Below are 18083 nucleotides of genomic sequence, written 5' to 3'. Positions count from 1 at the left end.
AGGTCAGCTGTCTTGTGCAAGTAATGCCGCCAGCCCGGCCCGATAGGTGGGGAACTGCGGTGCCCAGCCTAACGCCTGCTTGATACGGTCGTTCCGAACCTTCTTGCTTTCCGCGTAAAAGCTGCGGGCCATCGGGGTCATATCGGCCTGATCAAAGGGGATCGCGGGGGGCACGGGCAGGCCAAGCAGCTCTGCCGCGTGGGCGATCACGTCTTGCGGCGGCGCGGGGTCATCGTCGCATAGATTATAAACCGCGCCCGGGTCGGGCCGCTGCAAGGACAGCTCAAGCGCTTGGGCAATATCCTCGACATGGATACGAGAGAAGACCTGCCCCGGCTTGATGATCCGCCGCGCCGTTCCGGCCCGCACCTTGGCAAAGGGGCCGCGTCCGGGGCCATAGATCCCTGCGAGGCGAAAGATATGCAGCGGCAGATCGGGGATCGCCTGCCACCGTGCCTCTGCCGTGACACGGGCGCGCCCGCGCTTGGTCGATGGCGTCAGCGGCGTGTCCTCGTCCACCCAATCGCCGTCGTGGTCGCCGTAAACCCCTGTTGTCGACAGGTAGCCGACCCACCGCAGATCGGGCGCGGCGCGGGTGACCGCATCCTCGACCGCATTCAAGACCGGATCGCCTGCGCTGTCCGGTCCGGCCGAGACGAGCACATTGGGAAACTGCGCGATCAACGCCCCCAGATCGGCCCCCGGCCAGACGACGGGTTCAACGCCTGTGTCCGCGATGGCATCTGCCTTGTCGGGACTGCGCGTGGTGCCGACGATGCGCCAGCCCTGCGGCACCAGCCGTGCGGCAAGGGCGCGCGCGCTAAAGCCATGCCCAATCGACAGCAGCGTTTTCTCCATGAGGCGTCCTTTCTATGTGGTGGGGGTCCGGGGCAAGGCGATCCGCTGCCCCTCGGGGACCAATGCATTCATCTGCGCGATATGTTCCGGCAGGCATTTGCTCAGGAAGTCGTACGTCTGGACCACATGCGCCCGCGCCGCAGGCCCCAGATGCGCATAGGCCGCCGGATTGCCCAGCACATCCGCCACCTGATCGCCCAGCGCATCGGGATCGAAGAAATCGCACAGCAGACCGGTTTCGCCATGGGTAATCGCCTCGCGCACGGGGGCCACGTCAGAGCCGACGATCGTCGCGCCCATCGCCATCGCTTCGAGCAGGGACCACGACAGCACAAATGGCATCGTCAGATAAAGATGGCAGCGGCTGATCTGAATAACCCTCTGGTAATCCTCGTAGGACAGCTTGCCCAGAAAATGCACCCGCGACCAATCGACGTGCTTGCCCACCTCTGCCTCCATCTCGGCACGCAGTCCCCCGGGGTGTTTGCTTTTGCCGCCATAAGAGGTGTCGTTGCCCCCTACCACCAACACCCGCGCGTTGGGGCGTTGTTTCAGAATACGTGGCAATGCGCGCATGAACACATGAAAACCCCGCGTCCGTTCAAGGTTGCGCGACACAAAGGTCAGCACCTCGTCATCCTTGGTCAGGGCGCGATCCATCCGCCCCAGCTTGAGCGTCACCGCCGGATCGGGGCGCAGCTGGTCTGTGCGTATCCCGTCGTGGCAGACATAGAGCTTGCGGTGAAAGCTTTGCGGAAAACGGTCGCGCTGCCAGTAGGTCGGGCTGAGCCCGATATCGACGGTTTCGATATTGGCCAGCGGCACGGCATTACGCGCGTGCAACAGAAAGGGGGTATTCTCGGTCACGGGGTCTTCGGGATCGAACCCCACAGGGCCGCCGGTATCGCTGTAGTAATACTCGAAGAAGCCGATGATCGGGACATCGGGCCAGATCTGCTTGAAAAACGTCAGCTCCCCCCAGCCCACATGCCCCACCACGATATCGGGTTTGAACCCTTCGCGGGTCTCGATCTGTTTCGCCGCGCGGGCGGCCCCCAAGCCGTTGCCGGTCGATTCCTCCCAGTTCTTCGACAGCCCATAGGCAGTCTCTGCCGGTCTGTGATGCGCCTTGTAGACCCGTGTCTCGACGCCCTCAAAACGGGGCGGATTTTTGCGTTGCGTCAGGAAATAGATCTGGTGTGTGCGTTGATCGGCCAGCCATTGCACCAGCTCGCGGTATTGGCCGGGCATATTCTGGTGCACAAACATGATCTTCATGGGGTCGCCTTATGTCCTGTCGGTTGCAGACAGTTAGCCCAGTCGGCACGGACAGTGCAAACGCCACGGCGCTGGACGGCTCTGGCTTGAACCTCGGGCGATCTTCGTGTCAACGTCAGGTATGAAAGAACACACATTCCCCTCATGGCCCGATGTGGCCGATCAACTGGTCGCTGTTGCGGCAGGACGCAGCGCTGCGGATACGATTATCACCGGCGGTATCTGGGTCAACGTGCACACGCGCGAAACCCTGCCGGACCATGATATCGCGATCAAGGCGGGGCGCGTTGCCTTTGTCGGGCCGGACGCCAGCCACTGCAAAGGCGACACGACCAAGGTGATCGAGGCAAAGGGCCGCTATATGATCCCCGGCCTGTGTGACGGGCATATGCACATCGAAAGCGGTATGCTGACTCCGGCGGAATTCGCCCGCGCTGTGATCCCCCATGGCACCACGTCGATGTTCACCGACCCGCATGAGATCGCCAATGTGCTGGGGCTGGAAGGCGTGCGCATGATGCATGACGAAGCCCTGATGCAGCCGGTGAACATCTTCACCCAGATGCCGTCCTGTGCGCCATCCGCGCCCGGTCTGGAAACCACCGGCTTTGAAATCACGGCAGAGGATGTCGCCGAGGCCATGCACTGGCCCGGTATCATCGGTCTGGGCGAGATGATGAACTTCCCGGGTGTGACCGCGGGTGACCCCAAGATGCTGGCCGAGATTGCCGCAACGCAACGCGCGGGCAAGACCGTGGGCGGGCACTATGCCTCCCCCGATCTGGGGCCGGCCTTTGCAGCTTATGTCGCGGGCGGCCCTGCGGATGATCACGAGGGCACCTGCGAGGCGGATGCCATTGCGCGGATGCGTCAGGGGATGCGGTCGATGATCCGGCTGGGGTCCGCGTGGTATGACGTTGAAACACAGATCACCGCGATCACCGAAAAAGGGCTGGATTCGCGTAATATGATCCTGTGCACCGATGACTGCCATTCCGGCACCTTGGTGAATGACGGTCATATGAACCGCGTGGTGCGCCATGCCATCGACTGCGGCTGCGACCCGTTGGTCGCGCTGCAAATGGCGACGATCAACACCGCGACCCACTTTGGGCTTGAGCGCGAGATCGGGTCACTGACGCCCGGGCGGCGGGCAGATGTGATCCTGACCTCTGACCTCAGAACGCTCCCCATCGAGACGGTGATCGCGCGGGGGCAGATCGTGGCCGAGGATGGCGTGTGTCTGGTAGACTGCCCGCATTACGACTGGCCGCCCCATGCGCGGCAGACCGTCAACATGGGCAAAGCCCTTGGCGCGGATGATTTCCAGATCACCGCACCTGCGGGGGCCAATGCCGTCACCGCGAATGTGATCGGCGTGGTCGAGAATCAGGCCCCCACCCGCGCGCTGAAATTCGAACTGCCGGTGACCGAAGGCCGCGTGCAGTCCACGGGCGAAGTGTGCCAGATCGCGCTGGTCGAACGGCACCGCGGCACCGGCACTGTGGTCAACGCGCTGGTCTCGGGCTTTGGCTATCAGGGGCCGATGGCGATGGCGTCCACCGTGGCACATGACAGTCACCACATGATCGTGGTGGGCACCGATACCAAGCATATGGCGATGGCCGCGAACCGTCTGCGCGAGGTTGGCGGCGGGATCACCATCTTCAAGGACGGGGCAGAGCTGGCCATGGTCGAGCTGCCGATCGCTGGCCTGATGTCCGACAACCCCGCCTCCGAGGTCGCCGCCAAGACCCAAGCCATGATGCAGGCGATGCGCGACTGTGGCTGCACGCTGAACAACGCCTATATGCAACATTCGCTTTTGGCGCTTGTTGTCATTCCCGAATTGCGCATCTCTGACCTCGGCTTGGTCGATGTGCGCAGTTTTGAATTTATTCCTTTGTTAGAGCCTGTTTCATGACCAGAATCCTGACCCCAGACGCCCGCCCCGCCGAACAGTTCACCGATGCCGCTGCCGCCGTTGCACGGCTGATAGAGCTATACAGCCAAGCGACAGGCTTCCTGAGCGCGCATTTCCAGAAGGCGATGGACAGCGCCGCCCCGGAAACGCGGATCAGGGCCTTCTACCCCGAGATCCGGTTTACCACCTCCAGCTATGCGCAGGTGGATTCACGGCTGTCGTTCGGCCATGTATCGTCCCCCGGCACCTTCTCGGCCACGATTACGCGGCCAGAATTGTTCAAACATTACCTGACACAACAAATCCGTCTGCTGATCGAAAACCACGGCCAGCCCGTGACCATCGCGGTATCCGACACGCCGATCCCCGTGCATTTCGCGGTCAGCAATGACGACAGCGTGACGATCCCGCAGGAAGGTGCCGCGGATTTCACCCTGCGCGATGTGTTTGACGTGCCGGACCTGAGCACAACCAATGACGACATCGTCAACGGCACCTATCTGCCGCTGGACAACGTGCGCCCGCTGGCCCCCTTCACCGCGCAGCGCGTCGATTATTCGCTGGCACGGCTGACGCATTACACCGCAACCGATCCCGAACATTTCCAAAGTCACGTGCTGTTCACCAACTACCAGTTCTACGTCACCGAGTTCGAGGAATACGCCCGCGCCATGTTGCGCGACCCCGATAGCGGCTACACGTCCTTCGTATCTACCGGCAATGTCGAGATTTCGGACGGCGACGCGCCGCTGCCTGCGTCGGTCAAAACTCCGCAGATGCCGACCTACCACCTGAAGCGCGCGAACGGGTCCGGGATCACGCTGGTTAACATCGGCGTCGGCCCATCCAACGCGAAAACCGCGACCGACCACATCGCCGTGCTGCGGCCCCATGCGTGGCTGATGGTCGGCCACTGTGCCGGTTTGCGCAACACACAGGCGCTTGGGGATTTCGTGCTGGCGCATGGCTATCTGCGCGAGGATCACGTGCTGGACGACGACCTGCCGGTCTGGGTTCCGATCCCCGCGCTGGCCGAGATCCAGATCGCGCTGGAGGACGCCGTTGAACAGGTCACCCAGCTTGAGGGCTACGAGTTGAAGCGGATTATGCGCACGGGCACCGTTGCCACCATCGACAACCGCAACTGGGAATTGCGCGATCAATCCGGTCCGGTGCAGCGGCTCAGCCAGTCGCGCGCCGTGGCGCTGGATATGGAAAGCGCCACGATTGCGGCCAACGGCTACCGCTTCCGGGTGCCCTACGGCACGCTTCTATGCGTCTCGGACAAACCCTTGCATGGTGAATTGAAGCTGCCCGGTATGGCGTCTGATTTCTACAAAACGCAGGTCGCACGACACTTGATGATCGGTATTCGCGCGATGGAACAGCTGCGCGATATGCCGCTAGAGCGGTTGCATAGCCGAAAATTGCGCTCGTTTGACGAAACTGCCTTTCTCTAAAGGCCGAAATCGGCTGAAAATAGCATGTTTTCGCGGTTTCTTGCGACCTATTCGTTGTGTTCAGCCACAACATACCGTTACATTCTGCGCGTGAGGCCCTAATCCGGGCGGACGAAGGAGAAAAACAAGATGGCAACTAAACCAATGACAAAAACCCAGCTCGTCGCGGCTTTGGCTGAGGAAATGGGCGAAGACAAGAAAACAGCAAGCGCGGCACTGGACGCGGTTTGCGCGTTGATCACCAAAGAAGTCTCCGGCGGTGGCGCTGTGACACTTCCCGGCATTGGCAAAATCTACTGCCGCGAACGCCCCGAGCGTATGGTGCGCAACCCTGCCACCGGCGAACAGTTCAAGAAAGACGCGGACAAGGTTGTTAAGATGACCATCGCGAAAGCGCTGAAAGACAGCGTTAACGAATAAGACTGATCACAGTCTGTTCTGACAAAGGGTCGCCCACGGGCGGCCCTTTGCGTTTGACGCAGGTCTGCGTTGCGCTGAATGCGCTTGCCCCTGTCGGACAACTGCGGAAGTCTCCGCCCACTGGAAAACCTGAAAGGCCCGCTCATGGATATACGTGCAATTCTCATGGGGCTGGCCTTCGCCGTCATGTGGTCTTCGGCCTTTACGTCGGCGCGGATCATCGTCGCGGATGCGTCCCCTTTGATGGCTTTGTCGGCGCGGTATCTGATCTCTGGCCTGATCGGCGTGGGGGTCGCGCTGGCGCTTGGTCAGACGTGGCGACTGACGCGCGCGCAATGGCGGGCAACGATCATTTTCGGCGTGCTGCAAAACGCGGTCTATCTGGGGATGAACTTTGTCGCGATGCAGACCGTACAGGCGTCACTGGCGGCGATCATCGCCTCGACCATGCCGTTGCTGGTCGGTCTGGCGACATGGCTGTTTCTGGGGGAAAAGCTCAAGCCGTTGGGCATTGCAGGGCTGATCGCAGGTGTGATCGGGGTGGCCATCATTATGGGTGCAAGGATCAACGGAGGCGTCGATCTGACGGGGTTGGTGCTGTGCGGCGTCGGTGTGGTCGCGCTATCAGCGGCGACCCTGCTGGTGCGCGGTGCGACCTCTGGCGGGAACTTCCTGATGGTGGTGGGCTTGCAGATGCTTGTCGGCTGCGTCGCGCTGTCGATTGCGACCTTGCTGTTCGAGACGCCGCACATCAGCCCAAGCTGGCCACTGGCGCTGGCGTTCCTGTATACCTGTCTGGTGCCGGGGCTGCTGGCGACGGTGGTCTGGTTCTGGCTGGTCAACCGTATCGGAGCCACCCGCGCCGCGACCTTCCATTTCCTCAATCCGTTTTTTGGGGTGGCGATTGCCTGGCTGTTGCTGGGCGAACCGCTGGGGGTTCAGGATATCATCGGTGTCGCTGTGATTGCCTTGGGTATTCTTGCGGTTCAGGTCTCGCGGCAGCGCAGGGCCTGACCTGCAAGCCAAGGGGTTGGACGACAGGCGGGCGGTCACAGATCGGTGCGTCGGTGCATTACCCCTTTGAAAAACCCGCGCAGGCCCCATTTAATGTATCAAACCGCAAAGGAGCCTCGCATGCCGACCTATGAAAAGACCGACGCCGCCATTAACGCTCTGTCCCCCGAAGAATTCCGTGTCACCCAGCAGAACGGCACCGAACGGCCGGGCACGGGCAAGCTGCTTGATAACAAAGAGCCGGGCATCTACGTAGACATCGTCTCTGGCGAGCCGCTGTTCGCGTCCTCGGACAAATACGACTCCGGCTGCGGCTGGCCGAGCTTTACCAAACCCATCGAACCCGCCCATGTCGCCGAACTGCGTGACGCGTCGCTGGGGATGATCCGCACCGAAGTGCGCAGCGCCCATGGGGACAGCCATCTGGGCCACGTCTTCCCCGACGGTCCCGCGGATCGTGGCGGGCTGCGCTATTGCATCAATTCCGCCTCGTTGCGCTTTATTCATCGTGACGACATGCAAGACGCAGGCTATGGCGATTATATCAACCAAGTGGAGGATGTAGCATGAGCGAACAACGCGCAGTACTGGCCGGAGGATGCTTTTGGGGCATGCAGGACCTGATCCGCAAACGCGAGGGGGTTCTATCGACCCGCGTGGGCTATTCGGGCGGCGATGTGCCCAATGCCACCTACCGCGACCACGGCACCCATGCCGAGGCGATCGAGGTGATGTTTGACGACGACGTGATCAGCTATCGTGATCTGCTGGAACTGTTTTTCCAGATCCACGACCCGACAACGCTGAACCGTCAGGGCAATGACCGCGGGCTGAGCTATCGTTCGGCGATCTACTATGTCGACGAAGACCAGAAAGCCACGGCGCTGGACACGATTGCCGATGTAGAGGCATCGGGCATCTGGCCGGGCAAAGTCGTGACAGAGGTAGAACCCGTCAGCGATTTCTGGGAAGCAGAGCCCGAGCATCAGGATTATCTGGAGCGTATTCCAAACGGCTATACCTGCCACTTCCCGCGCCCCGATTGGGTCCTGCCCAAGCGCGCGGCAGCAGAATAAACGCAAAACGGCGCAGCCCCTCGGGTTTGCGCCGTTTTCTTTTGTGCAGCGTCAGGCCGATGCGACCCTTGGCCTGCCTGTCGCCTCGACCGTCAGCAGCGCTTCGATAAAGACCTTGCGGCTTTCGACCTCTGCATGGCGGATGTCGCGTTGCACATCGATCTGCACATCGACCACCCCCGCCGCCCGCGCCGCCACCTCTGCCTTGTCGCGCAGGGTTGCCTCAAGCGTGCTCAGCGCCTGTGTCTGATCCGTGAAATCCTGCGGCCCGTCGGCCAGATACACCCTGAACCGCCCCTCTGCGGGCGAGGTCACCGTGCCGCTTTCCCGCATGGTCACCCGGCCCACGACTGCACCAATGGCATTTGCCACCGCGGCGTGTTCGGGCAGGATCATCTGCGTGCCAAGCCGTTCCCCCACCGCCGGATAATAAGCCGCGGCAGAGGCCCCCAGCCCGATCACCGGCAGGTTCAACGCCGCCTCGATCCGCACAAGCCCCGCGTGCCCGCGCAACCCGCGCTGCAACAGCTCGTGGCGGGCCAGCGTTTCGGGTTCTGTATCAAAGGCGGGCTCTTCTTCCGCCAGCGCCGCTTCCAGCATGGCCAGCGCGGTCTGTTCGGTCAGTTGATCCACGATGATCTGCGCCATAGCGGCAGGATCAGGGGCCAGCATCTGCCCCGCGCCTGTGCGTCGCCGCCCAAACAACCGCAGCGCCTTGCCTGCGGCCTCGGCGTCCCACGCCGCGACCCGTCCCAGCACATGGCTTGCGTCCGATGGCGTAACGCCAGCCAGCTGGACCAAGCCACGCTCTACCAGACGTTTCAGCGCGCCTGTCTCTATGCGGGCGCGCAGGATGTCGGCCATCGGGTGCAGCCCGTCACCAATACGGTCCAGCAGCATTTGTTCACGCGCCGAGATCCCCTCGCGCGGTTGACCTGCCACGGCACGCACAAAGCGTCCGTCATATTCGCCGGGGGTGGTGCTGCGCAGCTGCGCATCAAGCGCGGCATGAGCCACCTCGGGTGCCTCCGTCGCGATGAGGGCAATGGGCAAGACCCGCTTGGGCCCCAGCGTCACCCCCCCATGCAAGCCTTCGGTCAGGAAATGCACCTCGCTGTCGCCCCCCAGACCAGTGGTGCGCATGGCAACGGCCTCTACCATCGTGCGGTAGCTGCCGACGCGGGCCCCTGCGGGGTCGATCGCGGGCCGGCCATCGCGCAACAGGGCCACATCGGTGGTGGTGCCGCCAATATCGCTGACCAACGCACGGGCCGCACCGGTCATCCACCGCGCCCCCACGATCGAGGCCGCAGGCCCGCTGAGGATCGTTTCAATCGGCCGTTCCCGTGCCTGCGCGGCAGAGATCAGCGCCCCGTCCCCCCGCACGACCATCAGCGGGGCGGTGACGCCAATGTCGGTCAACACATCTTCGGCCCGCCCGATCAACCGGTCGATCATCCCGATCAGCCGCGCGTTCAGCACCGCCGTCAGCGCCCGTTTCGGCCCGTTGAGCTTGGCCGACAACTGATGCGAGGCCGACACAGGCCGCCCCGTCACCTGCGTCACCAAGGCGGCGACGCGTTGTTCATGGGCGGGGTTGCGCGTGGCGAACTGGCTGGCGACGGCAAAACCGCTGACCTGTTCACGCTGCTCGGTCAAAAAGGAGATCAGCGCGGCTTCGTCCAGCGGGGCACGCTCTGCGCCCGCGTGGTCATGACCACCGCCAAGGATCAGATAGGGGTCACCGTTCAGCGCCCCTGCCAGCCCGTGCGTCTCAAGATCCCGTTCCTTGAAGCCGACATAGATCAACGCGACGCGCCCGCCCTGCCCTTCGACCAGCGCATTGGTTGCCAGCGTGGTCGACAGCGACGCCATCGCCACCTGACCCGCTGAAACATCGGCCGCCGCCAGCACGCGGCGCACGGCCTGCCCCACACCAATGGCCAGATCGGCGCGGGTGGTCAGCGCCTTGGCCGATGCGACCACCGTGGTTTCATCGCGGATCAGCACCGCATCCGTATAGGTGCCGCCCGTATCAACCCCAAGCAAAAGCGCCATTCAACTATCCTTGCACCGTTTTCCTAGGGTTTACCTGTTCCGGCGCAGCGGTCCAGCCCTGTCAGCCTTGGTTTTCGCGCAGACGGGCCACGGCCCATTGCGCCGCGTCGGCGACAGTCGCGTCCGGATCGTCCAACAAGCCCTGCGCCACAGGGGTCAGACGCGCCTGACCGGAATTGCCGATGGCATAAAGCACATTGCGAATGAACCGGTTGCGCCCGATCCGCTTGATCGGAGACCCGCTGAACCGCAGACGAAAGGCCGCATCATCCAGCGTCGCCAGCTCTGCCAGATCGGGGGCTCCGACACCGCCGTGATAGCGCAAATCGCTCGCCGCGACGGCGAATTTGTTCCACGGGCAAGCGGCAAGGCAATCGTCACAGCCGTAGATGCGGTTGCCCATCTTGCTGCGCAGCTCAAGATCGACCGGCCCGTTGTGTTCAATCGTCAGATAGGAAATGCAGCGCCGCGCATCCAGCTGATAGGGCGCGGGGAAGGCATTCGTCGGGCACGCCGTGAGGCAGGACCGGCACGACCCGCAGTGATCCACCTCTGCCGTGTCGGGGGTGAAATCCAACGTGGTGAAAATCGCGCCCAGAAAGGCCCAGTTCCCCCAGTCGCGGCTTAGCAGATTGGTGTGCTTGCCCTGCCAGCCCAGCCCCGCGGCCTGCCCAAGCGCCTTTTCCGGCACGGGGGCCGTGTCGACAAAGACCTTCACCTCGCAGGGTTCCTGCGCCACCAGCCATCGCGCCACCCGCTTGAGCCGTTTCTTGACGATGTCGTGGTAATCTCGCCCCTGCGCATAGACAGATACGCCCGCCTTGTCGGGGTGGTTCAGCACCTCGGTCGGGTCGTATTCGGGGGTGTAGCTTTCGGCCAGCATGATCACCGACCGCGCCTCGGGCCAAAGTGCGGCAGGGTCGCCGCGCCACGCCATACGGTCGGCCATCCATGCCATCTGCCCATGATAGCCTGCATCAACAAACGCCTGCAGCCGTTCCGGCACATCAGGCACCGCGTCGGGGCGGCAAATCCGGCAGGAGACAAAGCCTTCGTCCAGCGCCTGCGCCACCAACCGGCCCCGCAGGGCGTCCGTATCGGCAGCCGGTGTCACAGACATCGGCCGCGGCGTGGATCAGAAATCAAGGTCATTGTAATGCTTCGGCGGCGGGAAACCCGGCACCTGATCGGCCAGCAACGACCGGAACGCGGGGCGGGACTTGATCTTGGCGTACCAGTCCTTGACCACGTCGGACCGGTTCCAGTCCACATCCGAGATATAATCGAGCGAGGACAGATGCGCCGCCGCCGCGAAATCGGCCAGCGTCATCACGTCGCCTGCCAGCCAGCGCCGGTGGTCCAGCAGCCATGCCATATAATCAATGTGATACTTGATCGCCTTGGCCCCGTCCTTAACGTTGCGGCTGTCGGGAAACCCCTGCTTCATCACCTTTTTGTTCACCCGTTCATACAGCAGCTTCGAGGTGACCTCGTCGTGGAACTTGTCATCGAACCAGCTGACCAGACGACGCACTTCAAGCCGCTGGACCGGATCAGAGGGCATCAGCGACGGTTCGGGGCGGGTCTCTTCGATATATTCGCAGATCGCTGCGCTTTCGGACATGATGATGCCATCAAGCTGCAATACGGGCACCTTGCCCGCCGGATTGCGGCGCATGAAATCTGGGTCTTGCTCCCAATACCGCTCTTCGACGCGTTCAACCTCGATCTTCTTTTCAGCGAGGCTCAGCCGGACTTTGCGGCAGAACGGCGAAAGCGGGACGTGAAACAGGCGAGCCATAAGGGGTTCCGGTACTAACAAACAGGGGTTTCATCCTCATGCCCGTCTTGGTTGGGTTTTTCAACTCTCGAAACAGGCTGCCCGTCCGTCCTTGCTGATTGTCGCCGCACCATCGCGGATCTGGGCGCTGCGCTTGCGCACCGCGGCAGAGGGGCGCGCGGCCGAACGGGTTTTCGGAGACGGCAGGATCGCGGCCAGCCGCGCCGCTTGGGTTGCGGTCAGCTTGGCGGGAATCACCCCAAAGTAATGTTGTGCCGCGGCGTCGACACCAAAGATGCCTTCGTCGAACTCGGCCACATTCAAATAGACCTCGATGATGCGCCGCTTGGTCCAGACGGTTTCAACCAGCGGCGTGATCCCGGCCTCAAGCGCTTTGCGCAACCATGTGCGACCATGCCAGAGATAGACGTTCTTGACCGTCTGCTGCGACAGGGTGGATGCCCCGCGGTTTGATCCTTCGGCGATGGCGCGTTTGATCGCGGCCAGATCAAAGCCCCAGTGCTGGCAGAAATTCGCATCTTCCGCCGCCACGACAGACCGCGCCATGACAGGGGCCACGTCTTCCAGCGCGACCCATTGCTGGTCCACGCCCCCCAGCCTACGGCCTTCGCTGAACATATAGGGGGTCGTCGGCGGGTTGATCACCGCAAACAGCAACACCAGGGCGATCAACAGGCCAAGCACGGCGAGCACCAGCTTGAACGCGCCCCGAACCACACGCCGCTTGAGCGACCGCAGCTGCGCCGCAGGGGACGGGGTCTTGGACTTGGCTTTGCCCTTGGATTTGGAGGATGCGCGTTTTGCCATAGCCATCAGCTATATCGTGGCAATGGCTTATTGTGAACGGGCACTGCGGACGGAAATCCCTTTTGCAAGATAAGCCCCGATCAACGCAGAGGCCTTGGGCGACGGGTGGGTGTTATCGCTGGCAAACAGGCTCGGATCCTGACGGTCGATGACGGTTTCTGAATCAAGGAATGTCACCCCCGGGGTTTGTGCCGCAAACCGCGCGATGCGGCGTTCCAGCAGCACCAGATCATCGCGACAGCCTTCGAATGACCCTTTGCCATTGCCGGCGTAATACCCCATCCACATCACCTGCGCGCCCGTGCTGCGCAAACGCGTCAGAAAGGCGGGGATTTCCCCAGTAGCGGCATCCGCAGCGATCAGCGTGTCGACCACAGGCGTGCAGGCCGCGCATTTGCAGTCGTTGAACCCCAGATCATTGGCCCCGCCGTTCACCACGATCCAGTTCCACCGCCCGCCGGGGTACTGATCCTGAATATCGAAACCAACAGCGGACAAGAGCGTGCTGTCATTGCTGAACTGCGCCCCGGGGACGGCCTTGCTGACCACATTGCGGCCAAGGCTTGCTGCCATCGCATCGGGGATCGCCTGATCGCTTGATCCGTTCCACGCCATGACGGAGTCGCCAATCACCAGAATATCGCCGCCGCCCTTGGGCGCAGCATCGGTACAGGCCGCAAGCGCGAGCCCCACCAGCAAAAGCGCCATCAGCCGGACGCGAGAGGTAAGTGTTTTGATCATCCCGTAACTATAGGCCGGTTGCGGCCCCGGTAAAGCGTGGGCGACGCACAAAAGAAATCGGGCGCGAGGTTTCCCCCGCGCCCGATCTATCCGTTTTGCTTACTCCGCCGGGATCGCGTGTTCTTCGACGCTCAGCGGGGCGGGCAGATGGACCAGCATCTCTTTGGGGCAGATCTGCAGGAAGTTATCCTTTTCAATGTCCCAGTGCTGCAGGATGTCTTCGGCCTTGCGGCTGTTGGTTTCCTGCAGGTGCCGTTCAATCAGGCCCTTCAGCTGGTTTTCCCAATGCTCGACCGTGACAGGGCAGGTCACCAGCGTTTCGCGGTTCAGCATTTTGTCGGCCTTGCCATCGGGGTTGTAGAGATAGGCCATACCGCCCGTCATACCCGCGCCAAAGTTCGCGCCGATCTCGCCCAGGATCACGGCCACACCGCCGGTCATGTATTCACACCCGTTGCTGCCGCAGCCTTCGATCACCACATGCGCGCCCGAGTTCCGAACGCCGAAACGTTCACCGGCACGGCCCGCTGCGAACAAAAAGCCCTTGGTCGCGCCATAAAGCACCGTGTTGCCGATGATGGTGTTGTCAGAGGCGACGATGGTGCTGGCCATAGACGGGCGCACGACGATGGTGCCGCCCGACAGACCCTTGCCGACATAGTCATTCGCATCGCCGGACACTTCAAGCTTGAGCCCCGGTGCCGCGAAGGCCCCCAGCGACTGCCCTGCCGAACCGGTCAGCTTGACCGTCAGGTGATCGGGCTGCAGCTGGTTGTTCATGCCGAAGTTGCGGATGATGTGGCTTGAGACGCGGGTGCCCACGGTACGGTGCGTGTTCTGCACCGCATAGCTCAGCTGCATCTTCTCGCCATCTTCAAGGAAGCGCGCGGCGTCGCGCACGATTTCAGAGTCCAGCGTGTCCAGCACAGCGTTGCGTGGCTTGTTGCGGTCATAGACAATCTCTGCCGCGCCATCGACGGTGATCAGCAGCGGGTTGAGATCCAGATCGTCAAGATGCGCAGACCCACGGCTGACCTGTGCCAGCAAATCAGCACGGCCAATCACGTCATCCAGGCTACGCGCCCCGATAGAGGCGAGCAATTCGCGCACTTCGGTGGCGTAGAAGGTGATCAGGTTCACGACCTTATCCGCGTTGCCGGTGAACTTGCCACGCAGCGCTTCGTCTTGTGTACAAACGCCGACGGGGCAGGTGTTCGACTGGCACTGACGCACCATGATACAGCCCATCGCGATCAGCGCGGCAGTGCCGATGCCGTATTCCTCGGCCCCCATCATCGCGGCCATCACGATGTCACGCCCTGTGCGCAAACCACCGTCGGTCCGCAGGGTGACGCGGTCACGCAGGTTGTTCATCGCCAGAACCTGATGCGCTTCGGTCAGGCCCATCTCCCACGGCAGACCCGCATATTTGATCGAGGTCGCAGGCGATGCGCCCGTGCCGCCATTGTGGCCCGAGATCAGGATGATATCCGCCTTGGCTTTCGCCACACCGGCCGCAATCGTGCCAACGCCCGAGGACGCCACCAGCTTCACGGTCACCTTACAGCGCGGGTTGATCTGCTTGAGGTCATAGATCAGCTGCGCAAGGTCTTCGATGGAATAGATATCGTGGTGCGGCGGGGGCGAGATCAGGGTCACGCCCTTGGTCGAATGGCGCAGACGGGCGATCAGGTCGGTGACCTTCATGCCCGGAAGCTGACCACCCTCGCCGGGCTTGGCCCCTTGGGCGACCTTGATTTCAAGCTCTTCGCACTGGTTCAGGTATTCGGCAGTCACACCGAAACGGCCCGACGCCACCTGCTTGATCTTGGCCGACGGGTTATCACCGTTGGCCTCGGGCACGAAGTGCGCCGGATCTTCGCCACCCTCGCCAGAGTCGGACTTGGCCCCGATGCGGTTCATCGCGACGTTCAGGGTCTTGTGTGCTTCGGGCGACAGCGCGCCAAGGGACATGCCCGGCGTCACGAAACGCTTGCGGATAGAGGTGATGGATTCGACCTCTTCGATGGGCACTGGGGCCCCCAGCGGCTTGATATCCAGCAGGTCGCGCAAATGGATCGGTGGGTTGCTTTGCATCTTGGCGCTATACTGCTTCCACATCTGGTAGGACGCTTTGTTGCAGGCCATTTGCAGCATGTGCATCGACGATGCTTCCCATGCGTGGGTCTCGCCGGATTTGCGCGCCTTGTAGAAGCCGCCGATGGGCATGACGACGCCATCACCCTGCCAACCACGGTCGTGGACCGCCTCGGCCTTGCGTTGGATACCGGTCACACCGATCCCGCTGATGCGGCTGGTCATGCCGGGGAAGTATTCCGCGCACATCGCACGGCTCAGCCCTACGGCTTCGAAGTTCAGGCCGCCACGGTAGGAGGACATGACGCTGATCCCCATCTTCGCCATGATTTTCAACAGGCCCTGATCAATCGCCTCGCGGTAGCGGGCCATCGCGGTGGTCAGTGTCATGTCCAGCAGACCACGCCCGATACGATCCGCCAGCGAATCCTCGGCAAGGTAGGCGTTCACCACGGTGGCACCACAGCCGATCAGTACGGCAAAGTAATGCGGGTCCACACATTCGGCCGAGCGCACATTGAGCGAGGTAAAGGTCCGCAGGCCCTTACGGGTCAGCTGGCTGTGCACGGCAGATGTCGCAAGGATCATCGGCATCGCCACGCGGGTCGCATCGCTGAACTGGTCGGTCAGCACGATGTGACCAGCGCCCGAGCGCACGGCGTCTTCTGCCTCGTCCCGGATGCGGCGCAGGTTTTCGCTCAGGTTGTTGCCGCCCGGCTCGAACGTACAGTCGATGGTGACGGAATTCGCGTTGAATTCGGTCATCAACTGATCGAACTGCGCGTTCGCGAGGAACGGGCTGTCGAGCACGAGGATCTCAGTCTGGGCGCTGGATTCATCCAGCACGTTCTTGAGGTTCCCGAACCGCGTTTTCAGGCTCATGACGCGGAATTCGCGCAGGCTGTCGATGGGTGGGTTGGTGACCTGGCTGAAGTTCTGGCGGAAGAAATGGCTGAGCGGGCGGTACTGGTTCGACAGAACCGCCGACGGGGTGTCATCGCCCATGGATGCCAAGGGCTCTTTCGCATCTTCGGCCATCGGTGCGAGGATCTGCTCGAGGTCTTCGATGGTATAGCCCGCTGCCACCTGACGGCGACGCAGCTCATCGCCCGAGAACAGGGCCTTTTCCTCGACATCGCCAAGCGCTTTGTCCAGCTCGTTGATCTTGCCGACCCATTCACCAAAGGGACGCGACGCGGCGAGCTTGTCCTTGATCTCGGTGTCGCCGAACATCTTGCCTTCTTCGATGTCGACCGCCAGCAGCTGACCGGGGCCAAGCGCGCCTTTGCGCACGACATTCGCCTCGTCCTGCGGGACCATCCCCGCCTCGGAACCCGCGATCAGCATGCCGTCACCGGTGACGACGAAACGCATGGGGCGCAGGCCGTTCCGGTCAAGACCGGCGCAGACCCAGCGGCCATCGGTCATGGCCAGCGCTGCGGGACCATCCCAAGGCTCCATCACCGAGTTGCAATAAGAATACATGTCGCGCCATGCCTGGGGCAGCTCGACCGCCTGCTTGGACCAGCTTTCAGGCACCAGCATGGTTTTCGCCATCGGGGCCGAACGACCCGCGCGCACCAGGACTTCGAACACCGAATCCAGCGCGGCAGAGTCGGACGACCCCGCGGCGACGATCGGTTTGATATCTTCGGCCATGTCGCCAAAGGTGCCCGACGCCATGCGGATCTCGTGGCTTTTCATCCAGTTGACGTTACCCTTGAGCGTGTTGATCTCGCCGTTATGGGCCAGCATGCGGAAGGGCTGCGCCAGCCACCACTGCGGGAAGGTGTTGGTGGAATAACGCTGGTGATAGATCGCAAACGCGGATTCAAAGCGTTCGTCCATCAGGTCGGGGTAGAAGTTGGCAACATCCTGCGCCAGCATCATGCCCTTGTAGATGATCGACCGGCAGGACATCGACGCGATGTAAAGCGTCGGCACCTGAGCGGCCAGCGCGGCTTTCTCGATGCGGCGACGGATGACGTAAAGCTCGCGCTCGAATGTTTCCTCGTCCACGCCCTTGGCGTTGGAAATCAGGATCTGTTCGATCTCGGGACGGGTCGCGTTGGCCTTTTCCCCCAGAACCGACGTATCGACGGGCACGTGGCGCCAGCCGTAGATATAGTAGCCCATCCGCAGCACTTCGGTTTCAACGATGGTCCGGCAGGTTTCCTGCGCGGCAAAGTTGGTGCGCGGCAGAAAGACCTGACCGATGGCGATCAATTCACCTTCGCGGGGGCTGTGACCGGTGCGACGCACCTGATCGTAGAAAAAATTGACGGGGATCTGCACGTGGATGCCCGCACCGTCGCCGGTCTTGCCATCGGCATCCACCGCACCACGGTGCCAGATCGCCTTGAGCGCCTTGATCCCGTTTTCGACAACCGCGCGGCTGCTGGAGCCGTCGATGTTCACAACAAGACCCACCCCGCAGGATGAATGCTCTTCTTCTTCGGAATACAGACCGTTTTCTGCCATGAAGGCGCGTTTTGCTTCTTCGCGTGCTACCCAGGCGTCATCGTACTTGGTCATTTGGAATCTCCTAA

General features: G+C 62.2%; 14 protein-coding genes. 6 read left to right on the top strand and 8 right to left on the bottom strand.

The genetic code is table 11. The features are described 5' to 3' along the window. Nucleotides 1-3: 3 nt before the first annotated feature. The gene (locus tag ACTRWK_RS06410; protein ID WP_009825799.1) at nt 4-858 is read right to left on the bottom strand and encodes an SDR family oxidoreductase; all 855 of its coding nucleotides are present in this window, start codon (nt 856-858) and stop codon (nt 4-6) included. A gap of 12 nt (nt 859-870) precedes the next feature. Beyond that, nucleotides 871-2136, bottom strand: a complete 1266-nt coding sequence (locus ACTRWK_RS06405; protein ID WP_289081505.1) for a glycosyltransferase family 4 protein — start codon at nt 2134-2136, stop codon at nt 871-873. 121 nt (nt 2137-2257) lie between these two features. Between ACTRWK_RS06405 and ade the strand changes: the two genes are divergently transcribed. The 6 genes from ade (at nt 2258) to msrA (ending at nt 8030) form a co-directional block, all read left to right on the top strand. Next, the gene (ade, locus tag ACTRWK_RS06400; protein ID WP_289081504.1) at nt 2258-4060 is read left to right on the top strand and encodes an adenine deaminase; all 1803 of its coding nucleotides are present in this window, start codon (nt 2258-2260) and stop codon (nt 4058-4060) included. Beyond that, a complete protein-coding gene (locus tag ACTRWK_RS06395) occupies nt 4057-5520 on the top strand; it encodes an AMP nucleosidase (RefSeq protein ID WP_005850943.1) in 1464 nt (487 codons plus the stop codon). The genes ade and ACTRWK_RS06395 overlap by 4 nt, the downstream gene beginning before the upstream one ends. A 129-nt stretch (nt 5521-5649) precedes the next feature. Then, nucleotides 5650-5940 carry an HU family DNA-binding protein gene (locus ACTRWK_RS06390; protein WP_235183739.1) on the top strand — a complete coding sequence of 97 codons (291 nt, stop codon included), beginning with the start codon at nt 5650-5652 and terminating at the stop codon, nt 5938-5940. 144 nt (nt 5941-6084) lie between these two features. Then, complete coding sequence (locus ACTRWK_RS06385) at nt 6085-6954, top strand: DMT family transporter (protein ID WP_037942925.1); 870 nt, start codon at nt 6085-6087, stop codon at nt 6952-6954. 120 nt (nt 6955-7074) lie between these two features. Further along, nucleotides 7075-7524, top strand: a complete 450-nt coding sequence (gene msrB / locus ACTRWK_RS06380) for a peptide-methionine (R)-S-oxide reductase MsrB (RefSeq protein WP_037954063.1) — start codon at nt 7075-7077, stop codon at nt 7522-7524. Continuing rightward, the gene (gene msrA, locus ACTRWK_RS06375) at nt 7521-8030 is read left to right on the top strand and encodes a peptide-methionine (S)-S-oxide reductase MsrA (protein ID WP_037942922.1); all 510 of its coding nucleotides are present in this window, start codon (nt 7521-7523) and stop codon (nt 8028-8030) included. Before msrB ends, msrA begins: the two co-directional genes overlap by 4 nt. A 51-nt stretch (nt 8031-8081) precedes the next feature. Here the strand turns inward: msrA and ACTRWK_RS06370 are convergent, their stop codons facing one another. The 6 genes from ACTRWK_RS06370 to gltB all read right to left on the bottom strand — a co-directional run bounded on the left by ACTRWK_RS06370 (nt 8082) and on the right by gltB (nt 18069). Continuing rightward, nucleotides 8082-10088 (bottom strand): hydantoinase/oxoprolinase family protein, encoded by a 2007-nt coding sequence (locus ACTRWK_RS06370; RefSeq protein ID WP_289081503.1) that lies wholly within the window; start codon nt 10086-10088, stop codon nt 8082-8084. A 61-nt stretch (nt 10089-10149) separates the two neighbouring features. After that, nucleotides 10150-11208 (bottom strand): tRNA epoxyqueuosine(34) reductase QueG, encoded by a 1059-nt coding sequence (gene queG, locus ACTRWK_RS06365; RefSeq protein WP_289081502.1) that lies wholly within the window; start codon nt 11206-11208, stop codon nt 10150-10152. A gap of 15 nt (nt 11209-11223) precedes the next feature. Beyond that, nucleotides 11224-11889 (bottom strand): FtsZ-binding protein FzlA, encoded by a 666-nt coding sequence (gene fzlA, locus ACTRWK_RS06360; RefSeq protein ID WP_005850934.1) that lies wholly within the window; start codon nt 11887-11889, stop codon nt 11224-11226. A gap of 60 nt (nt 11890-11949) precedes the next feature. After that, a complete protein-coding gene (gene mtgA / locus ACTRWK_RS06355) occupies nt 11950-12696 on the bottom strand; it encodes a monofunctional biosynthetic peptidoglycan transglycosylase (RefSeq protein WP_037942915.1) in 747 nt (248 codons plus the stop codon). A gap of 27 nt (nt 12697-12723) precedes the next feature. Beyond that, nucleotides 12724-13437: an SGNH/GDSL hydrolase family protein gene (locus ACTRWK_RS06350; protein WP_037942913.1), complete on the bottom strand. Its 714-nt coding sequence runs from the start codon at nt 13435-13437 to the stop codon at nt 12724-12726. 99 nt (nt 13438-13536) lie between these two features. Next, entirely contained in the window at nt 13537-18069 is a 4533-nt protein-coding gene (gltB, locus tag ACTRWK_RS06345; RefSeq protein WP_132997426.1) for a glutamate synthase large subunit, read from the bottom strand. Nucleotides 18070-18083: the final 14 nt, after the last annotated feature.

It is taken from the genome of Sulfitobacter sp. G5_S2_6_S6 (genome assembly GCF_054968505.1).
The sequence above is the reverse complement of the archived record's forward strand: the minus strand, read 5'-3'. Positions and strand labels throughout refer to the sequence as shown.